The 25,269-nt window shown below is 57.4% G+C and carries 23 protein-coding genes and 1 pseudogene; 12 read left to right on the top strand and 12 right to left on the bottom strand.

All coding sequences use genetic code 11. The annotated features are described in order from the left end of the window. Nucleotides 1–174: 174 nt before the first annotated feature. The 4 genes from rlmN (at nt 175) to FY156_14205 (ending at nt 4,232) form a co-directional block, all read left to right on the top strand. Complete coding sequence (rlmN, locus tag FY156_14220) at nt 175–1,413, top strand: 23S rRNA (adenine(2503)-C(2))-methyltransferase RlmN (protein ID UXS02537.1); 1,239 nt, start codon at nt 175–177, stop codon at nt 1,411–1,413. A 108-nt stretch (nt 1,414–1,521) separates the two neighbouring features. Then, complete coding sequence (locus tag FY156_14215; GenBank protein UXS02536.1) at nt 1,522–2,475, top strand: ABC transporter permease; 954 nt, start codon at nt 1,522–1,524, stop codon at nt 2,473–2,475. Nucleotides 2,476–2,562: 87 nt separating this feature from the next. After that, the gene (locus FY156_14210; GenBank protein ID UXS02535.1) at nt 2,563–3,441 is read left to right on the top strand and encodes an ABC transporter permease; all 879 of its coding nucleotides are present in this window, start codon (nt 2,563–2,565) and stop codon (nt 3,439–3,441) included. Beyond that, the gene (locus FY156_14205; protein UXS02534.1) at nt 3,438–4,232 is read left to right on the top strand and encodes an ABC transporter ATP-binding protein; all 795 of its coding nucleotides are present in this window, start codon (nt 3,438–3,440) and stop codon (nt 4,230–4,232) included. Before FY156_14210 ends, FY156_14205 begins: the two co-directional genes overlap by 4 nt. 30 nt (nt 4,233–4,262) lie before the next feature. On the opposite strand, the gene FY156_14200 is transcribed toward FY156_14205, so the two are convergent. Beyond that, complete coding sequence (locus FY156_14200; GenBank protein ID UXS02533.1) at nt 4,263–4,910, bottom strand: LysE family translocator; 648 nt, start codon at nt 4,908–4,910, stop codon at nt 4,263–4,265. 135 nt (nt 4,911–5,045) lie between these two features. Then, nucleotides 5,046–5,900, bottom strand: coding sequence for an SDR family NAD(P)-dependent oxidoreductase (locus FY156_14195; GenBank protein UXS02532.1), 855 nt, complete (start codon nt 5,898–5,900; stop codon nt 5,046–5,048). Nucleotides 5,901–6,234: 334 nt separating this feature from the next. On the opposite strand from FY156_14195, the gene FY156_14190 reads away from it, so the two are divergent. Further along, the gene (locus FY156_14190) at nt 6,235–7,458 is read left to right on the top strand and encodes an argininosuccinate synthase (protein UXS03158.1); all 1,224 of its coding nucleotides are present in this window, start codon (nt 6,235–6,237) and stop codon (nt 7,456–7,458) included. Between the two features lie 57 nt (nt 7,459–7,515). On the opposite strand, the gene FY156_14185 is transcribed toward FY156_14190, so the two are convergent. From FY156_14185 to FY156_14175, 3 genes and pseudogenes are all read right to left on the bottom strand, one after another. Next, entirely contained in the window at nt 7,516–8,694 is a 1,179-nt protein-coding gene (locus tag FY156_14185) for a multidrug effflux MFS transporter (GenBank protein UXS03157.1), read from the bottom strand. Between the two features lie 21 nt (nt 8,695–8,715). Further along, nucleotides 8,716–9,177 carry a winged helix-turn-helix transcriptional regulator gene (locus FY156_14180; protein ID UXS02531.1) on the bottom strand — a complete coding sequence of 154 codons (462 nt, stop codon included), beginning with the start codon at nt 9,175–9,177 and terminating at the stop codon, nt 8,716–8,718. Nucleotides 9,178–9,312: 135 nt separating this feature from the next. Continuing rightward, nucleotides 9,313–9,737: pseudogene (locus tag FY156_14175) on the bottom strand (hypothetical protein). 172 nt (nt 9,738–9,909) lie between these two features. On the opposite strand from FY156_14175, the gene FY156_14170 reads away from it, so the two are divergent. The 4 genes from FY156_14170 to ppa all read left to right on the top strand — a co-directional run bounded on the left by FY156_14170 (nt 9,910) and on the right by ppa (nt 15,353). Beyond that, on the top strand, nt 9,910–11,970 hold the full coding sequence (locus FY156_14170) for a M3 family metallopeptidase (GenBank protein ID UXS02530.1): 2,061 nt from the start codon (nt 9,910–9,912) through the stop codon (nt 11,968–11,970). Nucleotides 11,971–12,118: 148 nt separating this feature from the next. Next, nucleotides 12,119–13,939 carry a translational GTPase TypA gene (gene typA, locus FY156_14165; protein UXS02529.1) on the top strand — a complete coding sequence of 607 codons (1,821 nt, stop codon included), beginning with the start codon at nt 12,119–12,121 and terminating at the stop codon, nt 13,937–13,939. A gap of 199 nt (nt 13,940–14,138) precedes the next feature. Continuing rightward, on the top strand, nt 14,139–14,645 hold the full coding sequence (locus tag FY156_14160) for a GNAT family N-acetyltransferase (GenBank protein ID UXS02528.1): 507 nt from the start codon (nt 14,139–14,141) through the stop codon (nt 14,643–14,645). 174 nt (nt 14,646–14,819) lie between these two features. After that, nucleotides 14,820–15,353 carry an inorganic diphosphatase gene (gene ppa, locus FY156_14155; GenBank protein UXS02527.1) on the top strand — a complete coding sequence of 178 codons (534 nt, stop codon included), beginning with the start codon at nt 14,820–14,822 and terminating at the stop codon, nt 15,351–15,353. Nucleotides 15,354–15,460: 107 nt separating this feature from the next. Here ppa and FY156_14150 read toward each other — a convergent pair whose 3' ends face one another. Next, complete coding sequence (locus tag FY156_14150) at nt 15,461–15,751, bottom strand: YggT family protein (GenBank protein ID UXS02526.1); 291 nt, start codon at nt 15,749–15,751, stop codon at nt 15,461–15,463. Between the two features lie 135 nt (nt 15,752–15,886). Here FY156_14150 and FY156_14145 point away from each other — a divergent pair, with 135 nt between their 5' ends. Then, nucleotides 15,887–17,122 (top strand): MFS transporter, encoded by a 1,236-nt coding sequence (locus FY156_14145; GenBank protein ID UXS02525.1) that lies wholly within the window; start codon nt 15,887–15,889, stop codon nt 17,120–17,122. 15 nt (nt 17,123–17,137) lie between these two features. Here FY156_14145 and FY156_14140 read toward each other — a convergent pair whose 3' ends face one another. From FY156_14140 to hemC, 6 genes are all read right to left on the bottom strand, one after another. Next, complete coding sequence (locus tag FY156_14140) at nt 17,138–17,869, bottom strand: glutamine amidotransferase (protein UXS02524.1); 732 nt, start codon at nt 17,867–17,869, stop codon at nt 17,138–17,140. Continuing rightward, nucleotides 17,859–18,347, bottom strand: coding sequence for a hypothetical protein (locus tag FY156_14135; GenBank protein UXS02523.1), 489 nt, complete (start codon nt 18,345–18,347; stop codon nt 17,859–17,861). The genes FY156_14140 and FY156_14135 overlap by 11 nt, the downstream gene beginning before the upstream one ends. 16 nt (nt 18,348–18,363) lie before the next feature. Further along, entirely contained in the window at nt 18,364–19,980 is a 1,617-nt protein-coding gene (locus tag FY156_14130) for a heme biosynthesis protein HemY (protein ID UXS02522.1), read from the bottom strand. A gap of 4 nt (nt 19,981–19,984) precedes the next feature. Then, complete coding sequence (locus FY156_14125; GenBank protein UXS02521.1) at nt 19,985–21,355, bottom strand: hypothetical protein; 1,371 nt, start codon at nt 21,353–21,355, stop codon at nt 19,985–19,987. A gap of 73 nt (nt 21,356–21,428) precedes the next feature. Next, nucleotides 21,429–22,169 carry a uroporphyrinogen-III synthase gene (locus FY156_14120; GenBank protein UXS02520.1) on the bottom strand — a complete coding sequence of 247 codons (741 nt, stop codon included), beginning with the start codon at nt 22,167–22,169 and terminating at the stop codon, nt 21,429–21,431. A gap of 4 nt (nt 22,170–22,173) precedes the next feature. Then, nucleotides 22,174–23,103 (bottom strand): hydroxymethylbilane synthase, encoded by a 930-nt coding sequence (gene hemC / locus FY156_14115; GenBank protein UXS02519.1) that lies wholly within the window; start codon nt 23,101–23,103, stop codon nt 22,174–22,176. Nucleotides 23,104–23,175: 72 nt separating this feature from the next. Here hemC and tsaD point away from each other — a divergent pair, with 72 nt between their 5' ends. Both tsaD and FY156_14105 read left to right on the top strand, forming a co-directional pair. After that, on the top strand, nt 23,176–24,273 hold the full coding sequence (gene tsaD, locus FY156_14110) for a tRNA (adenosine(37)-N6)-threonylcarbamoyltransferase complex transferase subunit TsaD (GenBank protein UXS02518.1): 1,098 nt from the start codon (nt 23,176–23,178) through the stop codon (nt 24,271–24,273). Beyond that, entirely contained in the window at nt 24,273–25,256 is a 984-nt protein-coding gene (locus FY156_14105; protein UXS02517.1) for an NAD(P)-dependent glycerol-3-phosphate dehydrogenase, read from the top strand. The genes tsaD and FY156_14105 overlap by 1 nt, the downstream gene beginning before the upstream one ends. The last annotated feature ends 13 nt before the right edge of the window (nt 25,257–25,269 follow it).

Here is a 25,269-nt window from a genome sequence, read left to right as displayed (position 1 = left end):
CCGGTCTTCAGGATCGGCCATTTGCGTTTTTGCCGTATTGATGGTAAAGGCGCGGCAACAGGATAAGGCGGAAGCGTGTTGCGTTGTCCGCCTTTTGAATTTCACGACATGCCGACGATTTTCCGCCTTCCTAGAAGGCTGGTCCGGCGATGCATTGGATGATGGGATAGTGTGATGTCCGTAATGGAAGCCACTGCCGGACTGGCAGTCAAGACGCCACTTGTGGCCAATAGCGACCTTATGTCCGGAAAACCCTCGCTGATCGGCATGACGCGTGAGGAGATGGCGGATGCGTTGATGGAAATCGGCGTACCGCAGAAGCAGACGAAAATGCGCGTCAGCCAGTTGTGGAATTGGCTCTATGTGCGCGGTGTTTCAGACTTCGACAATATGACGAATGTCGCCAAGGAGCTTCGTGAGAAGCTCAAGGCCGCGTTTACCATTGCTCGCCCTGAAGTCGTGGAGGAGCAGATCTCCAACGACGGGACACGCAAATGGCTCCTGCGCTTCCCGCCGCGCGGTGCTGGCCGTCCTGTCGAAGTGGAAACCGTCTACATTCCCGAAGAGGGCCGCGGCACGCTGTGCATTTCCAGCCAGGTCGGTTGCTCGCTGACCTGTTCGTTCTGCCACACCGGCACGCAGCGTCTGGTGCGCAACCTGACCGCTGAAGAAATCTTGGCTCAGCTACTGCTGGCACGCGATCGTCTTGGCGATTTTCCCGATGGTTCGACGCCTGTCGGTGCATATGTTCCGAGCGAAGGTCGCAAGGTCTCCAACATCGTCATGATGGGCATGGGCGAACCGCTTTACAATTTCGACAATGTGAAGACCGCGCTGTTGATTGCGACAGATGGCGATGGCCTCTCGCTCTCCAAGCGTCGTGTGACGCTGTCGACATCCGGTGTCGTGCCGGAAATCTTCCGGACCGGTGACGAGATCGGCGTTATGTTGGCAATTTCGTTGCATGCCGTGCGCGACGATCTGCGCGATATGCTGGTGCCGATCAACAAGAAGTATCCGCTGAAGGAGCTGATCGAGGCCTGCCGCAAGTATCCCGGCCTGTCGAATGCCCGCCGCATCACTTTTGAATATGTGATGCTGAAGGATGTCAACGACAGCCTGGAAGACGCCAAGATGCTGATTCAGCTTCTGAAGGGCGTGCCTGCCAAGATCAATCTCATTCCGTTCAATCCTTGGCCGGGCACCAATTATCAGTGCTCCGATTGGGCGCAGATCGAGAAGTTTGCCGATTTCATCAATCAGGCCGGTTATGCTTCGCCGATCCGTACGCCGCGCGGGCGCGACATTCTGGCGGCCTGCGGTCAGCTCAAGTCCGAATCCGAGCGCATGCGCAAAACCGAACGTCTTGCTTTCGAAGCAATGATGATCGCCAATCATGGCGCTGACGACTGATTTTCTTGCAAAAGAAGAATTGATGGTTGCCATAGAGCTTGCGTGATTGATTTCGACTTGGCGCTTTCCTAAAGAAGGCAAAGAAACGAAAACAATCGGAGGATACCCATGCGCGCACTTATTCTGGCACTGGCGGCTGCTACCGCCCTTGCCATGCCGGCCAAAGCAGAAGACGTAACCGTTGCAGTCACCGCAATCGTTGAGCATCCGGCACTTGACGCCGCTCGTGATGGCGTCAAGGCGGCCCTTGCGGAAGCCGGTTACAAGGAAGGTGAAAACCTGAAGTTCGTCTACCAGTCCGCGCAGGGCAATCCCGGCACGGCAGCACAGATCGCCCGCCAGTTCGTTGGCGATGCGCCGAGTGTGATCGTACCGATCTCCACGCCATCCGCACAGGCCGTGGCTGCTGCCACGCGTGATATTCCGGTCGTATTTACGGCGGTTTCCGACCCAGTCGGCGCGCAGCTTGTGAAGTCGATGGACAAGCCCGGCCGCAACGTCACCGGTCTTTCCGATGCGCTGCCAGTGAATGAGCATCTGGCGTTGATCAAGGAAATCACGCCGAACGCCAAGACCGTCGGTTACATCTACAATTCCGCCGAGGCTAACTCCGTTTCGACATTGGAAATGCTGAAGGCTGAAGCCGAGAAGGCCGGTCTCAAGGTTGTCGAATCCGTCGCCACGAAGTCTGCCGAAGTGCAGGGTGCGACCCGCGCACTGGTTGGCAAGGCCGACGTGATCTACGTTCCGACCGACAACACCATCGTTTCGGCCTTTGAGGCTGCTGCGGGCGTCGCATCCGAAGCGAAGATCCCGCTTTATGCGGCTGACACGGATTCGGTTGCGCGCGGTGCCATTGCAGCTCTCGGCTTCAACTACTTCGACGTCGGCAAACAGACCGGTGCCGTGGTTGTTCGCATCCTCAAGGGTGAAAAGCCTGGCGACATTCCGGCTACGGTTGCTGTTGGTACTGACCTTGTTCTCAACAAGACCGCCGCTGAAAAGGCTGGTGTGACTTTCCCGGAAAGCGTCACGAAACGCGCCACCAAGGTCATCGACTAATCCCTGCGGGGCCGCTTTAAAGCGGCCCTTCTGCTATCCTCAGCCGCAACCGTTTCTTGTGCGGCGGGTAAACCAAGGACTTTTCTTGTGAGCCAAATCGCTTTCTGGGGTGCCGTCGAGCTTGGGCTGGTTTTTGCCTTCGTCGCTATCGGCGTCTATCTCGCTTTCCGCGTGCTCGATTTTCCGGACCTGACGGTTGACGGATCGTTCCCGCTTGGGGCTGCTGTTGCGGCGGTGCTGATCATTGCCGGATTGAACCCGTGGCTTGCCACGGGTGTTGCCATGCTGGCGGGCGCGGCGGCTGGGATGGTGACGGCGCTGTTGAATGTCCGTTTCAAGATCCTCAATCTTCTCGCCTCGATCCTGACCATGATCGCGCTGTTCTCCGTGAACCTGCGCGTCATGGGCAAGCCAAATGTGGCTCTGCTCAACCAGGAAACGGTTATCGAACCGTTCTACGGGCTCGGTGTTTCCGAATACCTGGTTCGGCCGCTGTTCGTTGGTGTACTGGCGGTGGTCGTCGTCATCATTGTCTGGCGTTTTCTGGAAAGCGATGCGGGCCTTGCCATGCGCGCTACCGGCGCCAATGCCCGAATGGCGCGGGCGCAAGGCGTGAAGACCGGCAATCAGATCTATCTTGGCATGGCGCTTTCCAACGCGCTCGTCGCGCTGGGTGGAGCACTGTTTGCCCAGACCAACGGTTTCGCTGACGTGACGTCCGGCGTCGGCACGATCGTAGTTGGCCTTGCCGCCGTCATCATCGGTGAAACGCTGTTTGGTTCGCGTGGCATTCTCATTGCCCTGATCGGTTGTGTGTTTGGTTCGATTGCCTACCGTCTGGCTATCCAGCTCGCGCTTTCGAGCGATGCGCTGGGCCTGAAAGCCTCCGATCTCAATTTCGTTACAGCCGTGCTGGTCGCCGTTGCGCTGATCTTGCCGCGTCTGCGCCGGGGAGCCACATCATGATTTCGCTGTCCGATATTCAAGTCGTGTTCGGCAAGGGGACGCCCTTGCAGAAACAGGCGCTGGCGAAGATTGATCTGACCATCGAAGGAGGTTCCTTCGTGACGGTCATCGGCTCGAACGGCGCGGGAAAATCCACGTTGCTCGGCGTTCTGGCTGGCGATGTCCTGCCAACAGCGGGAAAGGTCACGATTGGCGGTGTGGATGTGACACGCAAGCCGACGGCGAGCCGGGCCGGTCAGGTGGCACGTGTCTTCCAGGACCCGTTGGCAGGCAGTTGCGGTGTTTTGAGCATTGAAGAGAACCTTGCTCTGGCAGCGGCACGCGGCAAACTGCGCGGGCTGATGCCAGCGCTTGGCGGTGGACGCCGCGACTTCTTCAAGGACCGTATTGCTTTGCTCGGTCTCGGTCTTGAAAATCGCCTGAAAGACCGGATGGATTTGCTGTCTGGCGGTCAGAGACAGGCCGTTTCGCTTGTTATGGCAACCCTTTCCGGGTCCGATGTCCTGTTGCTTGACGAGCATACGGCCGCGCTCGATCCGGGGATGGCGGAATTCGTTATGGAACTCACCCGCAAAGTGGTGTCCGAGCGCAAGCTGACGACCCTGATGGTGACGCACTCCATGCGCCAGGCGCTCGACTATGGTGACCGTACGATCATGTTGCACGCGGGCGAGATTGTCCTCGATGTCTCCGGCGAAAGCCGCAAGGGCTTGCAGGTGGAAGATCTGATCGAGATGTTCCGCAAGATACGCGGACAGAAACTGGATGACGATGAGCTGTTGATCGGCTGACGGATTAAAAGGCGCTCCTGGTAGCGCCTTTTATTTTGCCTGTGTCAGGAAGATTTTGACGGCGAACAGCGAGAAGACACCGGCAATCGTGTAATCGAGCCCGCGCAGGACCTTGCGGTTGCTTTGCAGCCAGCTCGACAGGGAATCCGCCGCAACCACAATGCCGATACCGATCGGAAGCGCGACAATGATTGACCAGATGCCAAGAAAGATCAGTTTGCCGGTGACGTGAGGGTCAGAGGCGCTGACGAATTGCGGGAGGAAGGTCATGAAGAAAATGATGACCTTGGGGTTCAGCAGGTTCACCCATATGCCGTTCAACAGGGCAGACTTCAGGGACGCCTGAGGTTTCGCGCCCGTGGTCTTCACCATCACGAAATCAGAACCCTTGCGGATTGCCTGAATGGCCAGCCAGACGAGATAGGCGGCCCCACCAGTCTTCAGAACCATGAAGGCGGTTGGTGACGCAACGATCAGGGCTGCGACGCCGAATGCGACCAGCAGGGTGTGTACCGTAATGCCGATGTTGGAGCCGACAAGGGTCACGAAACCGGCCTTCCGGCCTTCCCGCAGGGATCGGCTGATCCACAACGTCATGTCGGGGCCGGGGGTTACGGCCAGAAGCAGGATGGCGATGGTGAATGCAGCAAGAGTTGGCAGGCTTGGAACGAAATCCATCACGGCACCTGAAAAAACTGGAGATGCCGTTGATTAACGCGATTTCGCGCTTCTGCCAATGCCTTTGAATCCTCGGGGCAACGGAGGAGCAGAGCGCGCCTGCCGCACGTTTCAAGGCGCGGCAGGTTCGAAAAATCAGTTCTTGAGGAACGTTGTAAATTCGGCCGAATACTCCGTATGCCAGCGCGACAACGGCGGACGGTTCTGAACGATATCGTAGGCGGCCCACAGAATGCGTTTTTCGTCCGTCGGGCGGTCCACCTCTCCGTCTGGGCAAAGAATATAGAAATCGCCATTACCAAGACTGTCGACCATGAAATCGACCGTCTGTTCGGCCGTCCATGCACCTGAGGGTTTTTCCGTTCTGCCATTGGCGGTCAGACCGGTGAAAACATATCCCGGGATGAGCAGATGCGCGGAAACAGCGCTGCTGGCGATATTCCGCAATTCATGTTGCAGCGCCTCGGTGAAGGCTTTTACGCTGGCTTTCGATACATTGTAGGCGGGATCGCCGGGCGGCGTGGTGATGCCCTGTTTCGAGCCGGTGTTGATGATGAGCGACGGTTCAGCATGCGCGACCATACCCGGACCGAAAACCCGACTGCCGTTCACGACGCCCATCAGGTTGACGTTGATGATCTTTTCCCAATTGGCCTGTGGGCCGAAGATCGCACTTCCCGGCTGAATTCCTGCATTGTTCATCAGAACATGTACGCGCCCAAAACGCTGGATGACGGCACGTTCGAGTGCTTCAAGTTCATCGAGCTTCGATACGTCGGTCGGCACGGCGACAATTTGCGCCTCGCCATCCTTGGATAGCTTGAGAACCTCGGCATGTGCTTCGGCAAGCTTGTCTCCATCCAGATCGGCGAGCACGACGCTCATGCCGAAGCCGGCAAACTTACGCGCCGCAGCAAGACCGATGCCTGACGCGGCACCGGTAATGACGGCAACATTGTCTTCCTTGAATGCTGGGTGGATGATCGTCATCGGTTTCTCCTTCCCGTCGTTTCCTGCTGTTTCCAGCGGCTTGCAACGTTTCTTGAGCCCTGAGTGGCTTCATTCACGCTTTCTGTTTCGCGTCCGTCGATGTTACGGCGCGAAACACATAATGCATGTGACAATTCCTTCGTTCCAGCCCCCACTCAAGCTTCGGCCTGTCCAGCCGTACCGTTCCCCGGGTTTCGGTTCTCCAATTCTTTGTTTTGGCGCATGTCTTTTTGGGAAAAGCGCTTCACACCTTCGGGGTTGCACTGTAAAAGTGCCGAAATCCCAAGGAAATGGCGGCATGCCCCATGCCGTCATCATGCAGATGGACATCACTATGGCACTCCCGAAAGACGTAAAGAAAGTCGTTCTTGCCTATTCCGGCGGTCTCGACACCTCGATCATCCTGAAATGGCTTCAGACGGAACTCGGCGCGGAAGTCGTGACCTTTACGGCTGATCTCGGCCAGGGTGAAGAACTTGAGCCCGCGCGCAAGAAAGCCGAGATGCTGGGCATCAAGGAAATCTTCATCGAGGACGTCCGTGAAGAGTTTGTGCGCGACTTCGTCTTCCCGATGTTCCGCGCTAATGCCGTTTATGAAGGTGTCTATCTGCTCGGCACATCGATTGCCCGCCCGCTGATTTCCAAGCACCTTATCGACATCGCCAAAAAGACCGGTGCTGACGCGATCGCGCATGGCGCGACCGGCAAGGGCAACGACCAGGTTCGTTTCGAGCTCTCTGCCTATGCGCTCAACCCGGATATCAAGATCATCGCTCCGTGGCGCGACTGGTCGTTCAAGAGCCGTACTGATCTCCTGAAATTCGCTGAAGAGCATCAGATTCCGGTTGCCAAGGACAAGAAGGGTGAGGCGCCTTTCTCCGTGGATGCTAACCTGCTGCACTCGTCTTCCGAGGGCAAGGTTCTGGAAGATCCTGCAGTGGAAGCTCCGGAATACGTGCATATGCGCACTATTTCGCCGGAAGCAGCTCCCGACAAAGCCACCGTCATCAAGATCGGTTTCCGCAAGGGTGATGCCTGCTCCATCAACGGTGTTGAAATGTCGCCGGCAACCCTGCTTGCCACGCTCAACAACTATGGCCGCGAAAACGGCATCGGCCGCCTCGACCTCGTTGAAAACCGTTTCGTCGGCATGAAGTCTCGCGGCGTTTATGAAACGCCCGGCGGCACCATCCTGCTTGCCGCACATCGCGCCATTGAATCCATCACGCTCGACCGCGGTGCTGCTCACCTCAAGGACGAGCTGATGCCGCGTTATGCCGAGCTTATCTATTACGGCTTCTGGTTCTCGCCGGAGCGTGAGATGCTGCAGGCGCTGATCGACAAGAGCCAGGAGCATGTCGAAGGCGAAGTGACGCTGAAGCTCTATAAGGGCAACGTCATGGTCACCGGCCGTGAAAGCGAAAAGTCGCTGTATTCCGACGCTCTGGTAACCTTCGAAGACGACCACGGCGCCTACGATCAGAAGGATGCCGCAGGTTTCATCAAGCTGAACGCGCTGCGCCTTCGCACGCTGGCAAAGCGCAATCTTCTCGGCTGATCGTCGACACGATTTTGGGATTACGTCAGCCCGCGGATCTTATGGTCCGCGGGTTTTTCATGCGCTCTTTTTGGAGATGACGCGGAAGGCGATGTAACTCGCGACGGCAGTGAACTCCATGACGGGAATGATGATACCGAAGCTCGTTAGCGGCGAATTGATCAGCGAGGCGGCTGCTCCACCGATAAAGCCAGAGCCAATCTGAATGAAGCCCATCATGGCCGACGCCGATCCGGCAATGTGCGGGAAGGGGGCCAGTGTTGCGGTGACCATGGAAGGGGTGAGCAGCGCGATCCCTACGGTTGCTACGGCAACCGGCCCCATGATGGATAGGAAGGACGGCGGCAGGAAAAACACCGACAGCATGATGAGAAGCCCGCCCGCGCCTGAAAAACAGAGGCCGAGAACGGTTGAATGCCGATCTCCGAGCTTCGGTGCGATGTAGCGAAGGGCGATCGAGCCGAAGAAATAGGATCCGGATTGCATCAGCATGCCGACACCGAAAGCTGTCGGCGACAGGCCGACATCCTTGATGAGGATGAAGGCCAGCATGGTCGCTTGCGCATAAAGGGCGCCAATCGAGCCACCGAGAACGAGTGCGCCCAGCAGAAAGCGTGGTTGCCCCAGCAATTCCCGATAGGCGGAAAGAAGTCGCGTCGGCCGTATGCGGTTTTTGTCCGGAATTGTTGTCTCCCGGAGGTAGAAAACAACCGATAGAATGGCGATGACACCAAGGCCGGCCAGCAGATAGAAAATTGATTGCCAGCCGAAAGCGGTGAGCGACAGGCCGCCGATCGTCGGGCCCATTGCGGGGCCAATGGCAAGCATGATGCCGATGAGGTTCATGATGCTGGAGGCTTCGGCGCCCGTAAACTGGTCACGCACAAAGGCACGGGCAACGGTCATGCCGACGGAGGCGCCAATCCCCTGTACCAGACGCGCCAGCAGCAAAAACTCGATCGTCGGGGCAAGAATGGCGAGTACACTACCGAGCAGAAAGATCGACAGAAAAATCAGGCTTGCCGTGCGCCGTCCGAACGCATCAGAGGTGGGACCGGCAATCAGTTGTGCCAAGGCAAATCCCGCGAAATAAAGCGAGAGGCTCATCTTCACAGCGGAGTCCGTCGTGGCAAAGCCATGCACCAGTTCCGGCATGGCCGGCGTATAGATCGCCATGGAGATCGGGCCGAGTGCGGTCAGGAGCGCGCCGAGCATGGCCGTGCGCCGCCTGGACATGATGGTTTTTGATGACATGTCTCACTGACCGCTCTGGGACGGCTGTTCCGGTTGAAGATTTTCCCGAAGGGCCTGAAGGCAATTGCGGAAGGTAGCGATATCGGCTTCGCTCAAACCCTGCGTGGCCTGACGCAGAAGTTGGTCGATTTCCTGCCTCACCGCTTTCAGCATCTCGTCTGCATTTTCCGTCAGCACGATGCGCTTTGACCGGCGATCATTGGGGGCCTGCTGGCGCTCGACGAGATCGAGAGACTGAAGTTTGTCGATATAGGCACATATCGTCATAGGCTCGATACCAAGACGTGCGGCGATGTCGGATTGCTTGCTGCCGTCGATGATGGCAACCGTCAGCAACGCCCTCGCTTCGCCAGGTGTCAGTCCAAGACCAGCATCGGCGATGCGGCGCTCAAAAGCTGTATTCAACATGCGTGCGCTGCTGTTGAGCAGAAAAGCCAATGAATCTTTTTCGAGTTTCGTGCCCATGATCCGCCTTTTCGTAAGTCAGCCTTACTAAAATCCCGGCGACAATCAATGGCATATGACAGATTTTGTCGTAAATGGACAAAGTATTTCCCGACCTGGTCAAGATACCGGGCGATATTCCTTTACCGCAACACTTCAAGCCGACGCGAAAAAGGACAAGACGTTTTCTATCTTGTCCATTTCTTCGACGGTGCCGATCGATCGCGCTATTTCAAGGCGGTCCGAGAAGTAGCCGACAAAATCGAACTGAGTATCATCTGTGACATTGCTGATATCGACAACTTCGCCATTGGCGTTCAGCGTTTGCATTGGCAAGTCGGAAGAGAGCTCGACCCATGTGTCATGGCCGATCTTGCCGGTGTCGTAGTAACCTCGGGCAAATTCCCGCAGTTCCCGCGGGCTCAGGCTGGTAAAATCGATGCGCTTTACGGCATCTTCAAAGGTTGCGGTCGTTTCGTTGTGCGTGGTCTGTTCAAAATCAGGGGTGGCCACGGCTTTGGTGTTTCTGGAATCTTCTTTGAAGAAAAACTGCTGGCAGACCTTAAGGAATAAATCTCCATAATACATATCTCCATCATGGGATATGGATGGAAATGTAACCATGTCATCGCTGACATGGTCAATATTCGGCACCTGTCGGGTCATCGTCCTCCACATCAAATCCCGCGTATTGAATTGGTGGGGAAGGCATGCCCATATGATGCAAAGCAGCAATCGCATGAGGAATACGAAATGGCATCCGCAGCCGCTCCCCATCCCGCACTCGTAGACTGGAATGGCCCGAATGGGCTGCCAAGGTTTGAAGCTGTCAGGGACGAGGATTTCGCCGAAGCCTTCGATGCGGCACTTCTTGTGCACGACAAGGAAATCGATGCGATTGCCGATAATTCCGAACCGGCGACATTCGTGAATACTGTCACTGCACTCGAAATCGCCGGAGACGATCTCTCACGGGTCTCGGCACTCTTCTGGAACAAGGCAGGTGCACACACCAATCCGGTCATTCAAGGACTGGAGAGGGAGATCGCACCGAAAATGTCGCGCCATTATTCCAGGATCGGCATGAACGAGGCGTTGTTCAAACGTATTGATGCCCTTTGGGAAAAGCGTGATGATCTCGGTCTTACAGGCGAGGAAAAGCGTGTTCTGAAGCGCCATTGGAAGGGCTTTGTCCGCTCCGGCGCGAAGCTGCCGAAGGAGAGCCAGGAACGGCTTGCGTCGATCAATGAGGAACTGGCCGGGCTCGGCGCCAGATTCGGACAAAATGTCCTGGCGGATGAAAAGAACTGGAAGCTTCTGCTGTCCTCCGAAGAGGAACTTGCCGGAATTCCTGCATTCCTGCGCGATGCGATGGCAGGAGCCGCGCGCGAGCATGGTGAGGATGGAAAATTTGCTGTGACGCTGTCGCGCTCGATCATCGAGCCGTTCCTGACCTTCTCCGAGCGTCGTGATCTGCGCGAGCAGGCATTCAATGCTTGGGTGGCACGCGGTGAAAACGGTGGCGAAACTGACAACCGTGCAACGGTGAAGCGGACATTGGAGCTGCGCGAAGAAAAGGCGAAGCTTCTGGGATATGCGACTTTTGCCGCCTACAAGCTGGACGACACCATGGCGAAAACGCCCGATGCGGTGAATGGATTGCTTGGTCAGGTCTGGGAAAAGGCCGTTGCCCGCGCTGGTGAAGAAGAGGCTGAACTTTCGGCAATCATAGCGAAGGAAGGCAAAAACCACGACGTGATGCCATGGGACTGGCGTCATTATGCGGAAAAGCTCCGCGCTCAGAAGTTCAGCTTCTCGGAGGCTGAGCTCAAGCCTTATCTGCAGTTGGAAAAAATCATCGACGCCTGCTTCGATGTTGCCAACCGGCTTTTCGGCATCCGCGCGGTCGAAACGAAAGGTGTCGCGGCCTATCATCCCGATGTGCGGGTTTTTGAAATCCGCAATGGCAGCGGCGAACTGAAGGCAATGTTCCTCGGCGATTATTTCGCCCGCCCATCCAAGCGCTCCGGCGCATGGATGAGTTCGTTCCAATCGCAGCACAAGCTGCCGCTCAAGAACGGCGCTGTCGGTGAGTTGCCGATCATCTACAATGTCTGCAATTTCGCAAAACCCGCCGAAGGCAAACCGGCGCTGCTTTCGCTCGATGACGCGCGGACGCTGTTTCATGAATTCGGTCATGCCCTGCATGGCATGTTGTCTGATGTCACGTATCCTTCTGTTTCGGGGACGGGCGTATCCCGCGATTTCGTGGAATTGCCGTCGCAGCTCTACGAACACTGGCTGACCGTTCCGGAAATTCTGGAGACATACGCGCTTCACTACCAGACTGGCGAGCCCATGCCCAAGGCGTTGCTCGACAAGGTGCTGGCCGCGCAGACATTCAATGCCGGTTTCAACACGGTCGAGTTTACCTCTTCGGCAATCGTCGACATGTCCTTCCACACGCGCGATGCGGTGGCTGATCCTATGGCGGTGCAGGGCGAGGTGCTGGACGAGCTGAAAATGCCGAAATCGATTGTAATGCGGCATGCAACCCCGCATTTCCAGCATGTATTTTCGGGTGATGGCTATTCCGCCGGTTATTACTCCTACATGTGGTCGGAGGTGCTGGATGCTGACGCCTTTGCCGCTTTCGAGGAAACCGGCGATGCCTTCAACGCGGAAATGGCGCGCAAGCTGAAGGACAATATCTATTCCGTGGGCGGGTCGATTGACCCTGAGGAAGCCTATCTCGCTTTCCGCGGCAAGATGCCCAGTCCGGATGCGATGCTCGCCAAACGCGGGCTTGCATAAAGACCGTCACATTTCTCAGCTAGAACCTAGGCGCAGGGGGCTTATGACAAAGCCCCCCTTTCGCATTTACAAAAAAAAGGTTATGAGCGCGCCAAACTAAATTGGCGCACCCCATACGATTAGCGCCCCAACCTCAGAGATTTATCATATGGCCCTTCGCAACATCGCGATTATCGCGCACGTTGACCATGGAAAAACGACGCTCGTTGACGAGCTTCTGAAGCAGTCCGGCTCCTTCCGCGACAACCAGCGCGTTGCAGAGCGCGTGATGGACTCGAACGACCTCGAAAAAGAACGCGGTATTACCATTCTCGCCAAGGCGACTTCGGTTGAGTGGAAAGGTGTTCGTATCAACATCGTCGACACCCCCGGCCACGCCGACTTCGGTGGTGAAGTTGAGCGTATTCTCTCGATGGTGGACGGTGCAATCGTTCTGGTCGATTCGTCTGAAGGCCCGATGCCGCAGACGAAGTTCGTGGTGTCCAAGGCTCTCAAGGTTGGTCTCAAGCCGATCGTTGCGATCAACAAGATCGACCGCCCGGATGGCCGCCATGAAGAAGTCATCAACGAAGTTTTCGACCTTTTCGCCAATCTGGATGCCACCGACGAACAGCTCGACTTCCCGATCCTCTACGGTTCGGGCCGCGACGGCTGGATGAACGTCAACCCGGAAGGCCCGAAGGATGAAGGCCTTGCTCCGTTGCTCGACCTGGTTCTGAAGCACGTTCCTGAGCCAACCGTTGAAGAAGGTCCGTTCCGTCTGATCGGTACGATCCTTGAAGCCAACCCCTTCCTCGGCCGTATCATCACCGGCCGTATCGCTTCGGGCTCGATCAAGCCGAACCAGGCCGTGAAGGTTCTCGGTCAGGACGGCAAGACCGTTGAAACTGGCCGTATTTCGAAGATCCTCGCATTCCGCGGTATCGAACGCACCGCCATCGACGAAGCTCATGCGGGCGATATCGTTGCTATTGCCGGCCTTTCCAAGGGTACGGTTGCCGATACGTTCTGTGATCCTTCGGTCAACGAAGCAATGAAGGCGCAGCCGATTGACCCGCCAACGGTCACCATGTCCTTCATCGTCAACGACTCGCCGCTGGCTGGTACGGAAGGCGACAAGGTAACGTCGCGCGTTATCCGCGATCGTCTGTTCAAGGAAGCCGAAGGCAACGTTGCGCTGAAGATCGAAGAAGCCGAAGGCAAGGATTCGTTCTTCGTTTCGGGTCGCGGCGAATTGCAGCTTGCCGTTCTGATCGAAACCATGCGTCGTGAAGGCTTCGAGCTTGCCGTTTCGCGTCCGCGCGTCGTTATGCACAAGGACGAAAATGGTCAGACCATCGAGCCGATCGAAGAAGTCGTTATCGACGTCGATGAAGAGCATTCCGGTGTCGTCGTTCAGAAAATGTCCGAGCGCAAGGCTGAAATGACCGAGCTTCGTCCGTCCGGTGGCAACCGCGTTCGTCTGAAGTTCCTCGCCCCGACGCGTGGTCTGATCGGTTACCAGTCCGAACTCTTGACCGACACGCGTGGCACGGCGATCATGAACCGCCTGTTCCACGACTACCAGCCCTTCAAGGGTGCGATTGCTGGCCGTGTCAACGGCGTTCTGCTGTCCAACGGTTCCGGCGAAGCTGTTGCCTACGCCATGTTCAACCTGGAAGATCGTGGTCCGATGATCATCGAGCCAGGTGAAAAGGTCTATGCCGGCATGATTATCGGCATTCACACGCGCGACAACGATCTCGAAGTCAACGTGCTGAAGGGCAAGCAGCTCACCAACATTCGTGCCGCTGGCAAGGATGAAGCCGTTAAGCTGACGCCGCCGATCCGCATGACGCTCGACCGCGCCCTCTCCTGGATTCAGGACGACGAACTGATGGAAGTGACGCCGAAGTCGATCCGTCTGCGCAAGATGTTCCTCGATGCTAACGACCGTAAGCGTTTCGAGAAGGCAAAGCTTGCCGTCTAATCGCCGATCGCGAGTGATCCTGAAAAACCCGGCCTTCGTGCCGGGTTTTTTATTTGGGGATGAGTCGAAAGCGGCTTGTATTAAAGGTTAAGGATGCGTTAATTTTTTCTGGTCGTCCACATGAATAGGCTGTGGGTAAGCTTGGTGCCGTTAACCTTTATGGCTGGCAAGTTTCCGCGGTCGGGGCCAGAATCGCGTTATGAAAACGTTATCCATAGATGTTCGCCGTGCCGAAGCGCATGATGCGCGCGCCATATCAGAGGCGCACCGTCTGTCGTGGCAACAGGCTTATGCCGGGTTGATTCCGCACAAGCCGTTGACGCAGATGCTCGAGCGTCGTGGCGAATTGTGGTGGAAGAAGGCAACCCGTGGCTCAGCCACGATGCTTGTTGTCGAGGTGGCCGGCGTGGTCGCCGGTTATGCGACGCTGGGCCTTAGCCGCGCGCGCGGCCTTCCGCATGATGGTGAAGTCTACGAACTTTATCTCCGTCCGGAATATCAGGGAATCGGCCTCGGTTCGCTGCTGTTTACCGAGGCGCGCAGACTGCTGACGTCGCTTGGTTGCCAGGGGATTGTTGTCTGGTGCCTTGAAGACAGTGATGTCGCCAATCGCTTTTTCCGTTCGCATGGCGGTCGTGACATTGCCGAGGGCATGGAAGATTTCGGCGGCACCTCGTTGCGCAAGATCGGTTTCGTCTGGAACTGAGCGAAACGGATGTTGCCGGTGGCTTGCTGCTCTTCCGTTTCATTTCCAAAAATCGTGGATAAGCTGACAGCGAAGGATGAGGCATTCTGCCTGATCCTTTTAAAGCCATGTTGCAATGCCACGACTTTCCCATTATCGAAAACCGAACCCAACCCGTCGAAATGAGGGAAGCGAATGCGTATTGATGCAATCTCCGTAGGCAAGAATCCGCCGGAAGACGTGAATGTTATTGTGGAAGTGCCGGTTGGCGGTCAGCCGATCAAGTACGAGATGGACAAGGACGCCGGTGCGCTGATCGTTGATCGTTTCCTCTACACGCCAATGACTTATCCGGGTAACTACGGCTTCGTGCCGCACACCCTGTCTGATGATGGCGATCCGATCGACGTTCTTATCTGCAACACCCGTCCGCTCGTTCCGGGCTGCGTCATCAACGTTCGTCCGATCGGCGTGATGATCATGGAAGATGACGGTGGCAAGGATGAGAAGATCATCGCCGTGCCGGTGCCGAAGCTGACGCGCCGCTATGACAAGATCGAAAACTACACGGATCTGCCGGAAATTACCCTGAAGCAGATCGAGCACTTCTTCGAACACTACAAGGATCTGGAGCCCGGCAAGTGGGTGAAGATCGGCGGCTGGCAGAACGTCGACGTTGCCAAGAAGCTGATCGTTGAAGCCATCGAGCGCTACAAGACGCAGGGCTGATTAGCCCGGTTTCTCAAGTGATAAAAAAACCTCCGGCTCGACATCGATCCGGAGGTTTTTTGTTGTTGGCGCTGAATATCGCGATCAACGCTCTCGGGCACTCTGTTTCAGACAAGCGCTGGATAAAGCGTGTTCCACATGAAGGAGCGGATGAAGAAGATGATCAGCAGCAGGATCACCGGCGAAATGTCTATGCCGCCCAGATTGGGCAGGATGCGACGAATAGGACGCAGAACCGGTTCCGTAATGTTGTAAAGGAAGCTGCCGATCGCATTCACGAACTGGTTTCGGGAATTGATGACGTTAAAGGCATAGAGCCAGGAAAAAATAGCACTGGCAATCAGCACCCATACAAAGAGGTTCAGGGCCAGATCGATCGTCTGAAACAGGGCAAGCATCAATATCTCCGTGTCTTCGTTGCAAGACATTTAGACATTGGCGCGTTAACCGGCAAGTGTTGCCCAAACAGCGCTGGCGATTCTTGTGATATCCTTCTATGGGAAAGCCCTCATATTATCGAGAGCGCTCAGCCGATGTCACTGATTTCTGCCGAAAACCGTTTCGGCGCATTCCGGCATAGTTCCTACCGTCGTTTCTTTACCGCCCGGTTTTTCGCGGCGTTTGCGTTTCAGATCGTCAGCGTGTCGGTCGGCTGGCAAATGTATGAGGTGACGGGAAATGCCTTCTACCTTGGTCTGATCGGTCTTTTTCAGTTTTTGCCATCGCTGCTTCTGATCCTCGTTACCGGTACGGTTGCCGACAGGCACAATCGCCGGCTCATCATGGCGATTGGTTTTATCGTTGCTGCCGTGTGTGCTGCTGCTTTGCTAGGTCTGACGCTCACCCATACCTTTGCACCCTGGCCGGTCTTCGCCATCCTGGTGGTAATCGGTATCGAGCGCGCATTCATGGGGCCGGCCGTTCAGTCGCTCGGACCCAATCTTGTCCCGGTTGAAGATCTGCCAAATGCGGTGGCGTGGAATTCGTCGTCCTGGCAGATGGCCTCCATTCTTGGTCCTGTGGTTGGTGGTTTGCTTTACGGCGTGGGCGCCTCCCTGGCTTACGGGGTGGCATTTTCACTTTTTGCGCTTGCTGCCATTCTTGCTTTTATCATCCGCAAGCCCGAGCAGCGCAGCCCCGCAAAAGCGGTCAGCCTCGAGAGCATGCTGGCGGGTTTCCGCTTCATTGCGCAGGAGAAGGTGGTCCTCGGCGCGATCTCGCTCGATCTGTTTGCAGTTCTGCTCGGTGGTGCGGTTGCTCTGATGCCGATTTTCGCCAAGGAAGTGCTGACACTGGGGCCATGGGGACTAGGGCTTCTGCGCGCTGCTCCGGGTATCGGCGCGATTGTCGTTGCCGTCATTCTCGCTTTCAAACCGATCCGTCACCATGCGGGCTTGCTGATGTTTGTCGGCGTCGGACTTTTCGGGGTTTCGACGGTGGTTTTCGGTCTTTCCGAGACAGCGTGGCTCTCTATCGCGGCGCTGGTTGTCATGGGCGCATCCGATATGGTGTCCGTGTACGTGCGTGAAACACTGATCGCGCTTTGGACGCCGGATGAGGTTCGTGGGCGTGTCAACGCCGTCAATTCCGTATTTGTCGGTGCATCCAACGAATTGGGCGAATTCCGCGCCGGTACGATGGCACATGTCTTCGGGGCTGTACCGGCGGTCGTCATAGGCGGTGCCGGAACGCTCGCCGTCGCGGTTATTTGGGCGCTCGGTTTTTCCAAGTTGCGGAAAATCGACAGTCTGGACCTGCCGAAGGATTAAAAGCGCTTCGCCTCGTCAGCGCTGCGGCTTGCCCTCAAAAACCAGGTCGAGGAAGTTGCCGAGCCATGCGCGAAGCGGCGTGTCGAACAACATGCGTCCTTCGAGATGCTGACTGCCCACCTGTGCGTTCGGCATGCCGAAACGCTGCGCACCGCGCACCACCCAGCTATGCATCATGGCGCGTGTCAATTCCGCATGGAACTGCAGCCCCCAGGCATTTTTTCCGTAGCGGAAAGCCTGATGCGGATAGGTGTCGCCAGCGGCAAGCAATTCTGCGCCGCGTGGAAGCTCGAAACCTTCCTTGTGAAAATGATAGACCATTTTCGGCCAGTGCGGCATCAGCAGACGGCCATGTTCCGTGGGATGCAACGGATACCAGCCGATTTCGACCTTGCCTTCCTTGTCGGCCTCAACCTTGCCGCCCAGATGCTTGGACAACATTTGCGCACCGAGACAGATGCCGAGGAATGGCTTATTTTCCTTCAGAGGCACCTTCAACCAGTCGATTTCGGTCTTTACATAATCATGGTGGTCATTGGCGCTTTGCGGTCCACCGAAGATGACGGCGCCGACATGTTTTTCCAGCGTCGTCGGCAGGTCGTCCCCGAGCGCGGGGCGCCGGATATCGAGCCTGTAGCCTTTTTCCACCAGCATTTGCCCGACGCGCCCCGGCGTTGAACGCTCCTGATGCAGAACGATGAGGATCGATGGTTGTCTTCTCTGTTGCCGGGAGGGGTCAAACAGCATCTTCGTCGTTTTCGCTTTCTTCAGAAGGCAATGACCGCGTGGCTGCCTGCTGACGTTGCAGAACCCTGTCACGAGCAGAAACACCGAGAAGATCGGCAACACGCCAGATCACGTGGTCTTCCATCTCGCTTCGCTCACCATCAGCGTAAACAATATCCCACAGTATACCAATAAGCTCGATACGCTGATCCTCATCGAGGTGACGGCGGATATCGATTGTGAAGCGATAATAATCGACGGCTTCCTTGCCTGCTTCCTGCCCCGCAGCAAGCAGGGCGTCGAGTTTTCCGGAGTCCAGGTGATAATAGTCCTGAAGGATCTCGCGGAGACGATTCCGCTCGCTCTTTGAAACAGTGCCGTCTGCCTCCATCACCTGAAAACAGAGCGCGGCAACAGCCACTCTCAAATCATCGGGGCTGAAGTCATCTGTGTGCGGGCCAACAAGGGTTTGGAAAAACGACTGGATACGGTTGAGCATATCTGTCCTTGTGCTCTCAGAAAAGTTTGAGCCTGGTTTTGGCTTCCGGTTCGCTGCCCGGTTTTTTCACACCCGGATCATCCGGTGCGCCGCCAAAAAAGGGAACGGGTTCAGCATCGCCGTTGATTGGCGCAGCCGGTGCAGGCGCTGGCGCCTTTTCTGGTTCCTTCACGGCCACCACAGCGGGTTTGATCTCCACGGTCTCGGGTTGTTTTTGGGTAACCGTGATGTCGTTGTCTTTGCGCGGAGGCTCATTTTCGACAACAATTCTCGGCGCAGGTTCCGACTTTGCAGGAACCGCTGCCAAAGCATGGTCGATTGCGACGTCTTCGACTGGTCCTTCGAGCTGGCCGAACGGTGCCTTCCATTCAAACGCATCCAGGCGCCCGGTAACAGGCGAGACTGGAAGCCATCTTTCCGAGACGATGCCGTCTGCAACCCAGGCCGGATCGCGTGGTGCACGCAGTCCCTGCGCCATCCAGTAGCGCACTCGCCCCTGATCACCGGTTTCCGCTTCCTCGATGTCCGCCATCAGCAGGAAAATGCTTTCCCGAGGCTCGATACGCGCTGCGGCTTCGGCCTTCGTGCGCGCTTTGGCAAATTCCTTGGCGTCGAGGGCGGCTTGCGCCACTGCAAACAGCGACTCGATGTTGTTCGGCTTGAGGCTTTCCAGTCGCTCGGCGCGCTTGAGGCGGTCTATTGCCGTGTCGCCGCTGCGGGCCCGAACGTAGAGTTCGGCGATTTGCGGATGCGGGCTGCTTTTCCAGACCGGCTCAAGAACAGAAGCGGCCTTGCGAAGGTTGTCTTCGCGCAGATAGGATTTCGCCGCAACGAGAGCAGCGGGAACCAGTGTTTTCGCCAGCTTCAACGCCTGCTTGGCATCGTCTCGAGCGCCAACCGGATCGCTTTCGAGCTTTTCGCCAGCTTTTGCCGTCAAGAGTACGGCTTTCAGGCGTTCGGCTTCGCCACGTTCGATGACACCTGCTGCTTTTTGCTGATCGAGAAGACGGATAGCGTCATCCCACTGATTGTTGCGACATTTGTTTTCCAGCGTCGCCTGCGCTGCCCAGGGCAGATAGGGTGCTTTTTCGGCGGCATCTTCGGCATATTGCAGGGCTGCTTCATGAGCGCCCTGTCGCCGGGCTTCGATGTAGAGACCACGAAGGCCCAACTCGCGTGTTTCAGGGTCCTGCGCCATCGCCTCGAACTTGCGGCGTGCGGCATTGTATTTCCCTTCGATGAGGTCTGCCTGTGCTTCAAGCAGATGGATCAAAGGTTCCTGGTCGGCGTTAAGCAGGCCTTGCGTCCGCGCCGTCATCTTGCGGGCCAGAAGCGCGTTGCCGGCACCGGCTGCAATCAAACCCGTCGACAAGGCCTGATAGCCGCGATCACGCTTGCGGGCCCTGAAATAACGCCGTGCTGCATTCGGTGAGGTCCAGATCGCATTGACGAGCCACCAGACGAGCATGACGACGGCAACGAGGGCTGCGACGATGGATGCCGCAACCATCAGGCTCATCTCAATCAGCTGTCCCTGCCAGACGATCGACAGGACGCCAGGTCTGTCTGCCAGCCAGGAAAAACCGAAACCAAGAGCCAGAACGATAGCGACGAAAGTCAGAATTCTGGTCATGCCCTTACCCCTGCTTGCCAGTGCTGCCAATGGCGCGGTTCAGCGTATCACCCACCAGATTCTCGACGTTAATGCGTGCATCCAGAGATTTCTTGTAGTCGGCGGATACGGTTTTGGCCGCATCGGGCAAGGAATCCCATTCAAGCGCTGCGCCCTGAAGATCGCCATTGCGAAGCTTGTTTTCCATACGCGCAATGACGGCATCAGGGGTCTCTCCCTCGATGTTTCCGACAGGGCGGACCTTGACCAGCGAGAAGGCGCTTTCCGTCAGGCGCTCAACGATCCCCTGATTGGGATCAGGCTGATTGATGGCCGACAGCATGGTGTTGGCGACATCGGGGAAATTCCGAAGCAGCTCGGCGCGGGACGGAACGCCTGTCGTAGCGAACGATCGCAAGGACGCAATGGCCGGGTCATCTGGCGTTACCTTGGCGAGTGTGTCGAGTTCGGTCAGGAAAGGACCGCCACGGTCGATTGCCGCCTTCAACGCAGCCGATGCGATGGCACGAGCGACTTCGATATCGTCACGTGGTTCGTTGATCTTCGCTTCGGCTTCCCCAAGACGTCGCGTCAGGTCTTCTGTTGCCGAACCCTGCGCCGACGTCTGCGATTGCAGCGCAGTTTCCAGCGCGGCGATTTTTTCGGACAGCGCAGAAGTATCGGCACTGCCGGCGCTGCCACTTTCAAGGGCCGCGATGCGCTGCTCCAGGGCAGATGTATCGGTCGTGGCTGCCGGCGTGTTGGCGACCTGCTCGCGCAGGTTGGCAATCTGTGTTTTCAGCGCATTCAGTTCTTCGGCAGAGCTGCTGGTTCCGGAGAATGGTGGCAGGTAACCGGCATATTGCATGCTGCCCGCCGCAAGAAGGGCAACGAGGCCGCCGACGATACCCGCTGCAATCAAGCCGGAATTGTTCGAACGGCCCGGCTCGTCTTTTTTCGGTGGGGGTGTCGTGGCGCCAAAGCTTTTCGTCTCGGGCGACGGCTTCGTCGCTTGTGGTTTTGGCGGCTCTGTCTTGGCTTGCTCTGGCTTAGCTTGCTCTGGCTTCGGCGCTGCACTCGAAGCCGGTTTGGCAGTGGCCTCAGGCTTCGGCCCTTCTACTTTTACGCCTTCCGTCGTCCCGACATTGGGTTGTGGTTCGATCGGAGTCCTGACCGGTTGATCCCAGATGGGTTTAGGCGCTTCCGATTTGACGTTTTCCGTCCCGGCGGTATCTGCGGGAGCGTTTTTCGGCGTCTCGGTCTGGTTGGTGGAGACTGAAACCTCCGGCGTCGGTGGGCTTTCCTTGCCGATTTCCGTCACATCCTTTGCGTCCAGATCAATCGTGACTGGCTCGGCTTTGGACTTGGAGTGGCGTGGCGGCTTTCCCGATACCATGACAACCTCATTTCTGCCTGCAATAGTCTAAACCTAGTCAGTGATGACGGCAAAGGAAAGAGGCGAGAGGGAATTAGGTTCCTGCGATGGCGTGCAAGATTTCTAACATTGTAGCCTCGCTTGGCGTCGCTGCCGTGCGGGTCTGGGCGCTAAAAGCATCGGGGATATGGGCTTTCACGTTTTCGCTCATGCAGATGAAGCGTGTGCCCGCCAACGCTGAAGCATAAGGCGGTTTTGTTGCGATGCGAAAAAAAGCCTGCGTCGCCTCAGCCGAATAAAGCAGAATCACGTCCACTTTTGCGGAGACAAGCGCCGCATCCCAGACGTCAGGGAGAAAATCATTCTCCCGCATTTCGTAACACTCGGCCACCGTAAATGCGATGGCGGCTGACTGAAGTCCTGCTTCGAAAGAAGGGGCACGCGGTGTGCCGGCAAGATAGAGCAGAGGTGCGCTGCGCGACAACAGGGCGCGATTTTCCACCACAAGCGTTGCCAGCGATTTCCCGTCGCCAGCAGCGGTGAAAATGTTTTGAAAACCGGCCTGCCTTGCGGCGTCAGCGGTTGCCTCGCCAACAGCAAAGATCGGCTTCGTGAAATACGGGGTGAGTGACGTGCCGAGCGGTTTCAGCGCCCGGATCGCTTCGGCGCTGGTGACGGCGAGTGCGGATTTTGGCGCGGCGAGAGCCGCCCCGGCCAAGTCGCCATAGTGGATCGGATGGAACAGGGGCAAAGGCACTGGATCGTGGCCCAGCGCCTTCAGCTTTGCCGCCGTCTTCTTGCCGGAACGTTCCGGCCGGGTGACGACGATCCGCATGAGCCTAGCTCCACCCTTCGAAGAAACTGGAGCCCGCTCTGGAGCGAACATCTTCCCCGGCTTTTCGACCCAGCGATGCGGCATCCGCACATTTGCCCGATATCTCGACGCTGTGGCTTGTCTGGCCATCGGGCGTAAGGATCACGCCATGGAAATGAAGCTCGCCATCATCGCAAACGGCAAGGCCGGCGATTGGAGTGCGGCAAGAGCCGTCCAGCGCGCCGAGGAACGCGCGTTCGCACGTTACCGCATCAAATGTCGGCTTGTGATTTATCGCGGCCAGCAATTCATCAATGCGCGTATCGCCGATGCGGCTTTCTACACAGATCGCCCCTTGCGCGGGTGCGGGGGGAAATTCCTTCGGATCGAGAATTTCCGTCGGAACCGCCTCTTTTCCGAGACGCTTCAATCCCGCAAAGGCGAGCAATGTCGCATCGGCATCGCCTTCCGCAAGTTTCCGCAGGCGCGTATCGACCAGACCGCGGAAAACGATGACGTTCAGATCTGGGCGCAGTCGGCGTATCAGGGCCTGACGCCGCAACGAGGCCGAACCGACGACGGCGCCCTGTGGCAATTCCAGCAGTTTCGGCGCGGTGCGGCCGATAAAGGCGTCGCGGACGTCTTCGCGCGGCAAAAATGCGGAAAGGTGCAGCCCTTCAGGCAAGATCGTTGGCATGTCCTTGGACGAATGGACGGCAATATCCAGTTCGCCGGAGACAAGCTGGTTTTCCAGCTCTTCGGTAAACAGGCCTTTGCCGCCGATTTCGGATAGAGCGCGATCGGTGATGCGGTCACCCTTGGTCGACAGGACGACGATTTCGAACATGTCTTCCGGCAGAGCATGCGCTGACATCAGCCGGTTCCGGGTTTCATAGGCCTGCGCTAGCGCCAGAGGGCTGCCGCGTGTGCCGATTCGGAAAGGTTTTGTTTGCATCCGCGTCTATCCATTGTTACCGGGTGTTTCCGTACCTAAGTTTCCCTTTGACCGCAATGAACGAACAGGTTGATGGCCTCCTTTCTTCGTATCCTTGGCATAGAGACGAGCTGTGATGAAACCGCTGCATCCGTGGTGGTTCGCCATGCCGACGGGCGTGGAGAGATCGTTTCGGATGTCGTTTTGTCGCAGCTCGACGAACACAGCGCCTATGGCGGTGTGGTGCCTGAAATTGCTGCACGTGCTCACGTTGAAGCGCTCGACACGCTTGTCGAGGAAGCGCTCGAGCAGGCGGGTTTGACCCTGGCCGATGTCGATGCCATTGCCGCCACCTCCGGTCCGGGTTTGATCGGCGGCTTGATCGTTGGTCTGATGACCGGCAAAGCGATTGCCAAGGCGGCCGGCAAGCCGCTTTATGCGATCAACCATCTGGAAGGCCACGCGCTGACGGCGCGTCTGACCGATGGTCTGTCTTTTCCCTATCTGATGCTGCTGGTCTCCGGCGGTCACACGCAGCTCGTTCTTGTTCGTGGCGTGGGGCAATATGAACGCTGGGGCACGACCATCGACGATGCGCTGGGCGAGGCCTTCGACAAGACGGCGAAACTTCTGGGGCTGCCTTATCCAGGTGGACCTGCCGTCGAGAAAGCTGCAGCGACAGGAAATCCGGACCGATTTTCGCTGCCCCGTCCAATGGTCGGCGAAACAAGGCTGGACTTCTCCTTCTCCGGTTTGAAAACGGCCGTGCGGCAGGCAGCGACGGCCATTGCGCCGCTTTCGGATCAGGACATTGCCGACATCTGCGCTTCGTTCCAGAAGGCCGTATCGCGTACCCTGAAGGACCGTATCGGCCGTGGGCTTGCTAGGTTCCGCGAGGAGTTTACGGATATCGCTGGCGAACCGGCATTGGTGGTGGCTGGCGGGGTTGCTGCCAATCAGGAAATTCGAAGCACATTGCAGGCGCTGTGCGATAGCTACAGGTTCCGCTTCGTTGCGCCACCACACCATCTCTGTACCGACAATGCTGCGATGATTGCCTGGGCGGGTCTGGAACGTATGGCCGATGGCCGCGAGCCGGATTCGCTCGATATTCAACCGCGTTCGCGCTGGCCGCTTGATGCCAATGCGGAAACCCTGATCGGGTTCGGCAAAAGAGGAGCCAAGGCCTGATGCAGCGTGAAAAAATCGTCGTGATTGGCGCAGGTGCCTTCGGAACCGCGCTGGCCGTGGTCGTCGCGCTGGAAAACCGCCATGATGTCACGCTGCTCGGTCGTGATCCGTCGCTGATGGCCGATCTTCGATCCGACAGGGTGCATGAAGCGGCGTTGCCCGGTGTCAGTCTGCCGGATGCGCTGGCATTTTCGGCAGAAGAAAATGTGCTCGCCGATGCCGGTATCGTCCTTTTCGCCATGCCGTCGCAGGCGCATGCGGATGCAGCACGACATTATGGCCCCTATCTTGCCAGGGATGCCGTCATTGTCACCTGTGCCAAGGGCATCGATCGCGCCTCTGGTCGGCTTTTGACTGAGCTTCTTGAAGCAGAATTGCCTCACCATCCGGTCGCGGTTCTCTCCGGTCCTGGGTTTGCTGCCGACATCGCCCGTGGACTACCAACCGCGATGGCGATTGCCGCCGAAGAGGTGGCTGTTGCGGAGAGGCTGGCAGCAACCATCAGCGGCAAGACGTTCCGTCTCTATGCATCCACCGATCGTATCGGCGTGCAGCTCGGCGGCGCCTTGAAGAATGTGCTGGCCATTGCCGCCGGGATCGTTGAGGGCGCCGGGCTTGGCGATTCTGCCCGCGCTGCGCTCATTTCTCGCGGGCTTGCGGAAATGTCGCGTCTCGTTGTTGCCATGGGCGGCAAGGCGGATACGGTGCGTGGTCTTTCGGGGCTTGGCGACCTGGTGTTAACGGCGACCAGCCATCAATCGCGAAATTTGCGTTTCGGGATCGCGCTCGGCCGCGATGAAGGCAAGGACGCGTCCGGTGGTCTGGTCGAAGGCGCTTTTGCAGCCGCCGTCGCGGCTCGACTTGCCGCACAATATTCAGTCGATATGCCCGTGACGGAAGCTGTTGCAGCCATCATCGACGGCAATCTGGACGTGGCAAGCGCCATGCAACAATTGATGACACGGCCGATCACCACCGAATAAGGTTGGCAGGCCA

It is taken from the genome of Agrobacterium tumefaciens, assembly GCA_025559845.1.
Lineage (GTDB): Bacteria > Pseudomonadota > Alphaproteobacteria > Rhizobiales > Rhizobiaceae > Agrobacterium.
This window is presented reverse-complemented; position numbering and strand designations above follow the sequence as displayed.

What these genes read in the sequence shown, in the direction of transcription:
- FY156_14205 (UXS02534.1), top strand. Translation starts at nt 3,438, where the DNA reads ATGATTTCGCTGTCCGATATTCAAGTCGTGTTCGGCAAGGGGACGCCC.
- tsaD (UXS02518.1), top strand. Translation starts at nt 23,176, where the DNA reads ATGGCCTCCTTTCTTCGTATCCTTGGCATAGAGACGAGCTGTGATGAA.
- FY156_14105 (UXS02517.1), top strand. Translation starts at nt 24,273, where the DNA reads ATGCAGCGTGAAAAAATCGTCGTGATTGGCGCAGGTGCCTTCGGAACC.
- FY156_14185 (UXS03157.1), bottom strand. Translation starts at nt 8,694, where the DNA reads ATGTCCAGGCGGCGCACGGCCATGCTCGGCGCGCTCCTGACCGCACTC.
- hemC (UXS02519.1), bottom strand. Translation starts at nt 23,103, where the DNA reads ATGCAAACAAAACCTTTCCGAATCGGCACACGCGGCAGCCCTCTGGCG.
- FY156_14135 (UXS02523.1), bottom strand. Translation starts at nt 18,347, where the DNA reads ATGCTCAACCGTATCCAGTCGTTTTTCCAAACCCTTGTTGGCCCGCAC.
- FY156_14200 (UXS02533.1), bottom strand. Translation starts at nt 4,910, where the DNA reads ATGGATTTCGTTCCAAGCCTGCCAACTCTTGCTGCATTCACCATCGCC.
- FY156_14160 (UXS02528.1), top strand. Translation starts at nt 14,139, where the DNA reads ATGAAAACGTTATCCATAGATGTTCGCCGTGCCGAAGCGCATGATGCG.
- FY156_14140 (UXS02524.1), bottom strand. Translation starts at nt 17,869, where the DNA reads ATGCTGTTTGACCCCTCCCGGCAACAGAGAAGACAACCATCGATCCTC.
- FY156_14170 (UXS02530.1), top strand. Translation starts at nt 9,910, where the DNA reads ATGGCATCCGCAGCCGCTCCCCATCCCGCACTCGTAGACTGGAATGGC.
- FY156_14120 (UXS02520.1), bottom strand. Translation starts at nt 22,169, where the DNA reads ATGCGGATCGTCGTCACCCGGCCGGAACGTTCCGGCAAGAAGACGGCG.
- typA (UXS02529.1), top strand. Translation starts at nt 12,119, where the DNA reads ATGGCCCTTCGCAACATCGCGATTATCGCGCACGTTGACCATGGAAAA.
- FY156_14215 (UXS02536.1), top strand. Translation starts at nt 1,522, where the DNA reads ATGCGCGCACTTATTCTGGCACTGGCGGCTGCTACCGCCCTTGCCATG.
- rlmN (UXS02537.1), top strand. Translation starts at nt 175, where the DNA reads ATGTCCGTAATGGAAGCCACTGCCGGACTGGCAGTCAAGACGCCACTT.
- FY156_14145 (UXS02525.1), top strand. Translation starts at nt 15,887, where the DNA reads ATGTCACTGATTTCTGCCGAAAACCGTTTCGGCGCATTCCGGCATAGT.
- FY156_14180 (UXS02531.1), bottom strand. Translation starts at nt 9,177, where the DNA reads ATGGGCACGAAACTCGAAAAAGATTCATTGGCTTTTCTGCTCAACAGC.
- FY156_14190 (UXS03158.1), top strand. Translation starts at nt 6,235, where the DNA reads ATGGCACTCCCGAAAGACGTAAAGAAAGTCGTTCTTGCCTATTCCGGC.
- FY156_14130 (UXS02522.1), bottom strand. Translation starts at nt 19,980, where the DNA reads ATGACCAGAATTCTGACTTTCGTCGCTATCGTTCTGGCTCTTGGTTTC.
- FY156_14150 (UXS02526.1), bottom strand. Translation starts at nt 15,751, where the DNA reads ATGCTTGCCCTGTTTCAGACGATCGATCTGGCCCTGAACCTCTTTGTA.
- FY156_14125 (UXS02521.1), bottom strand. Translation starts at nt 21,355, where the DNA reads ATGGTATCGGGAAAGCCGCCACGCCACTCCAAGTCCAAAGCCGAGCCA.
- FY156_14195 (UXS02532.1), bottom strand. Translation starts at nt 5,900, where the DNA reads ATGACGATCATCCACCCAGCATTCAAGGAAGACAATGTTGCCGTCATT.
- ppa (UXS02527.1), top strand. Translation starts at nt 14,820, where the DNA reads ATGCGTATTGATGCAATCTCCGTAGGCAAGAATCCGCCGGAAGACGTG.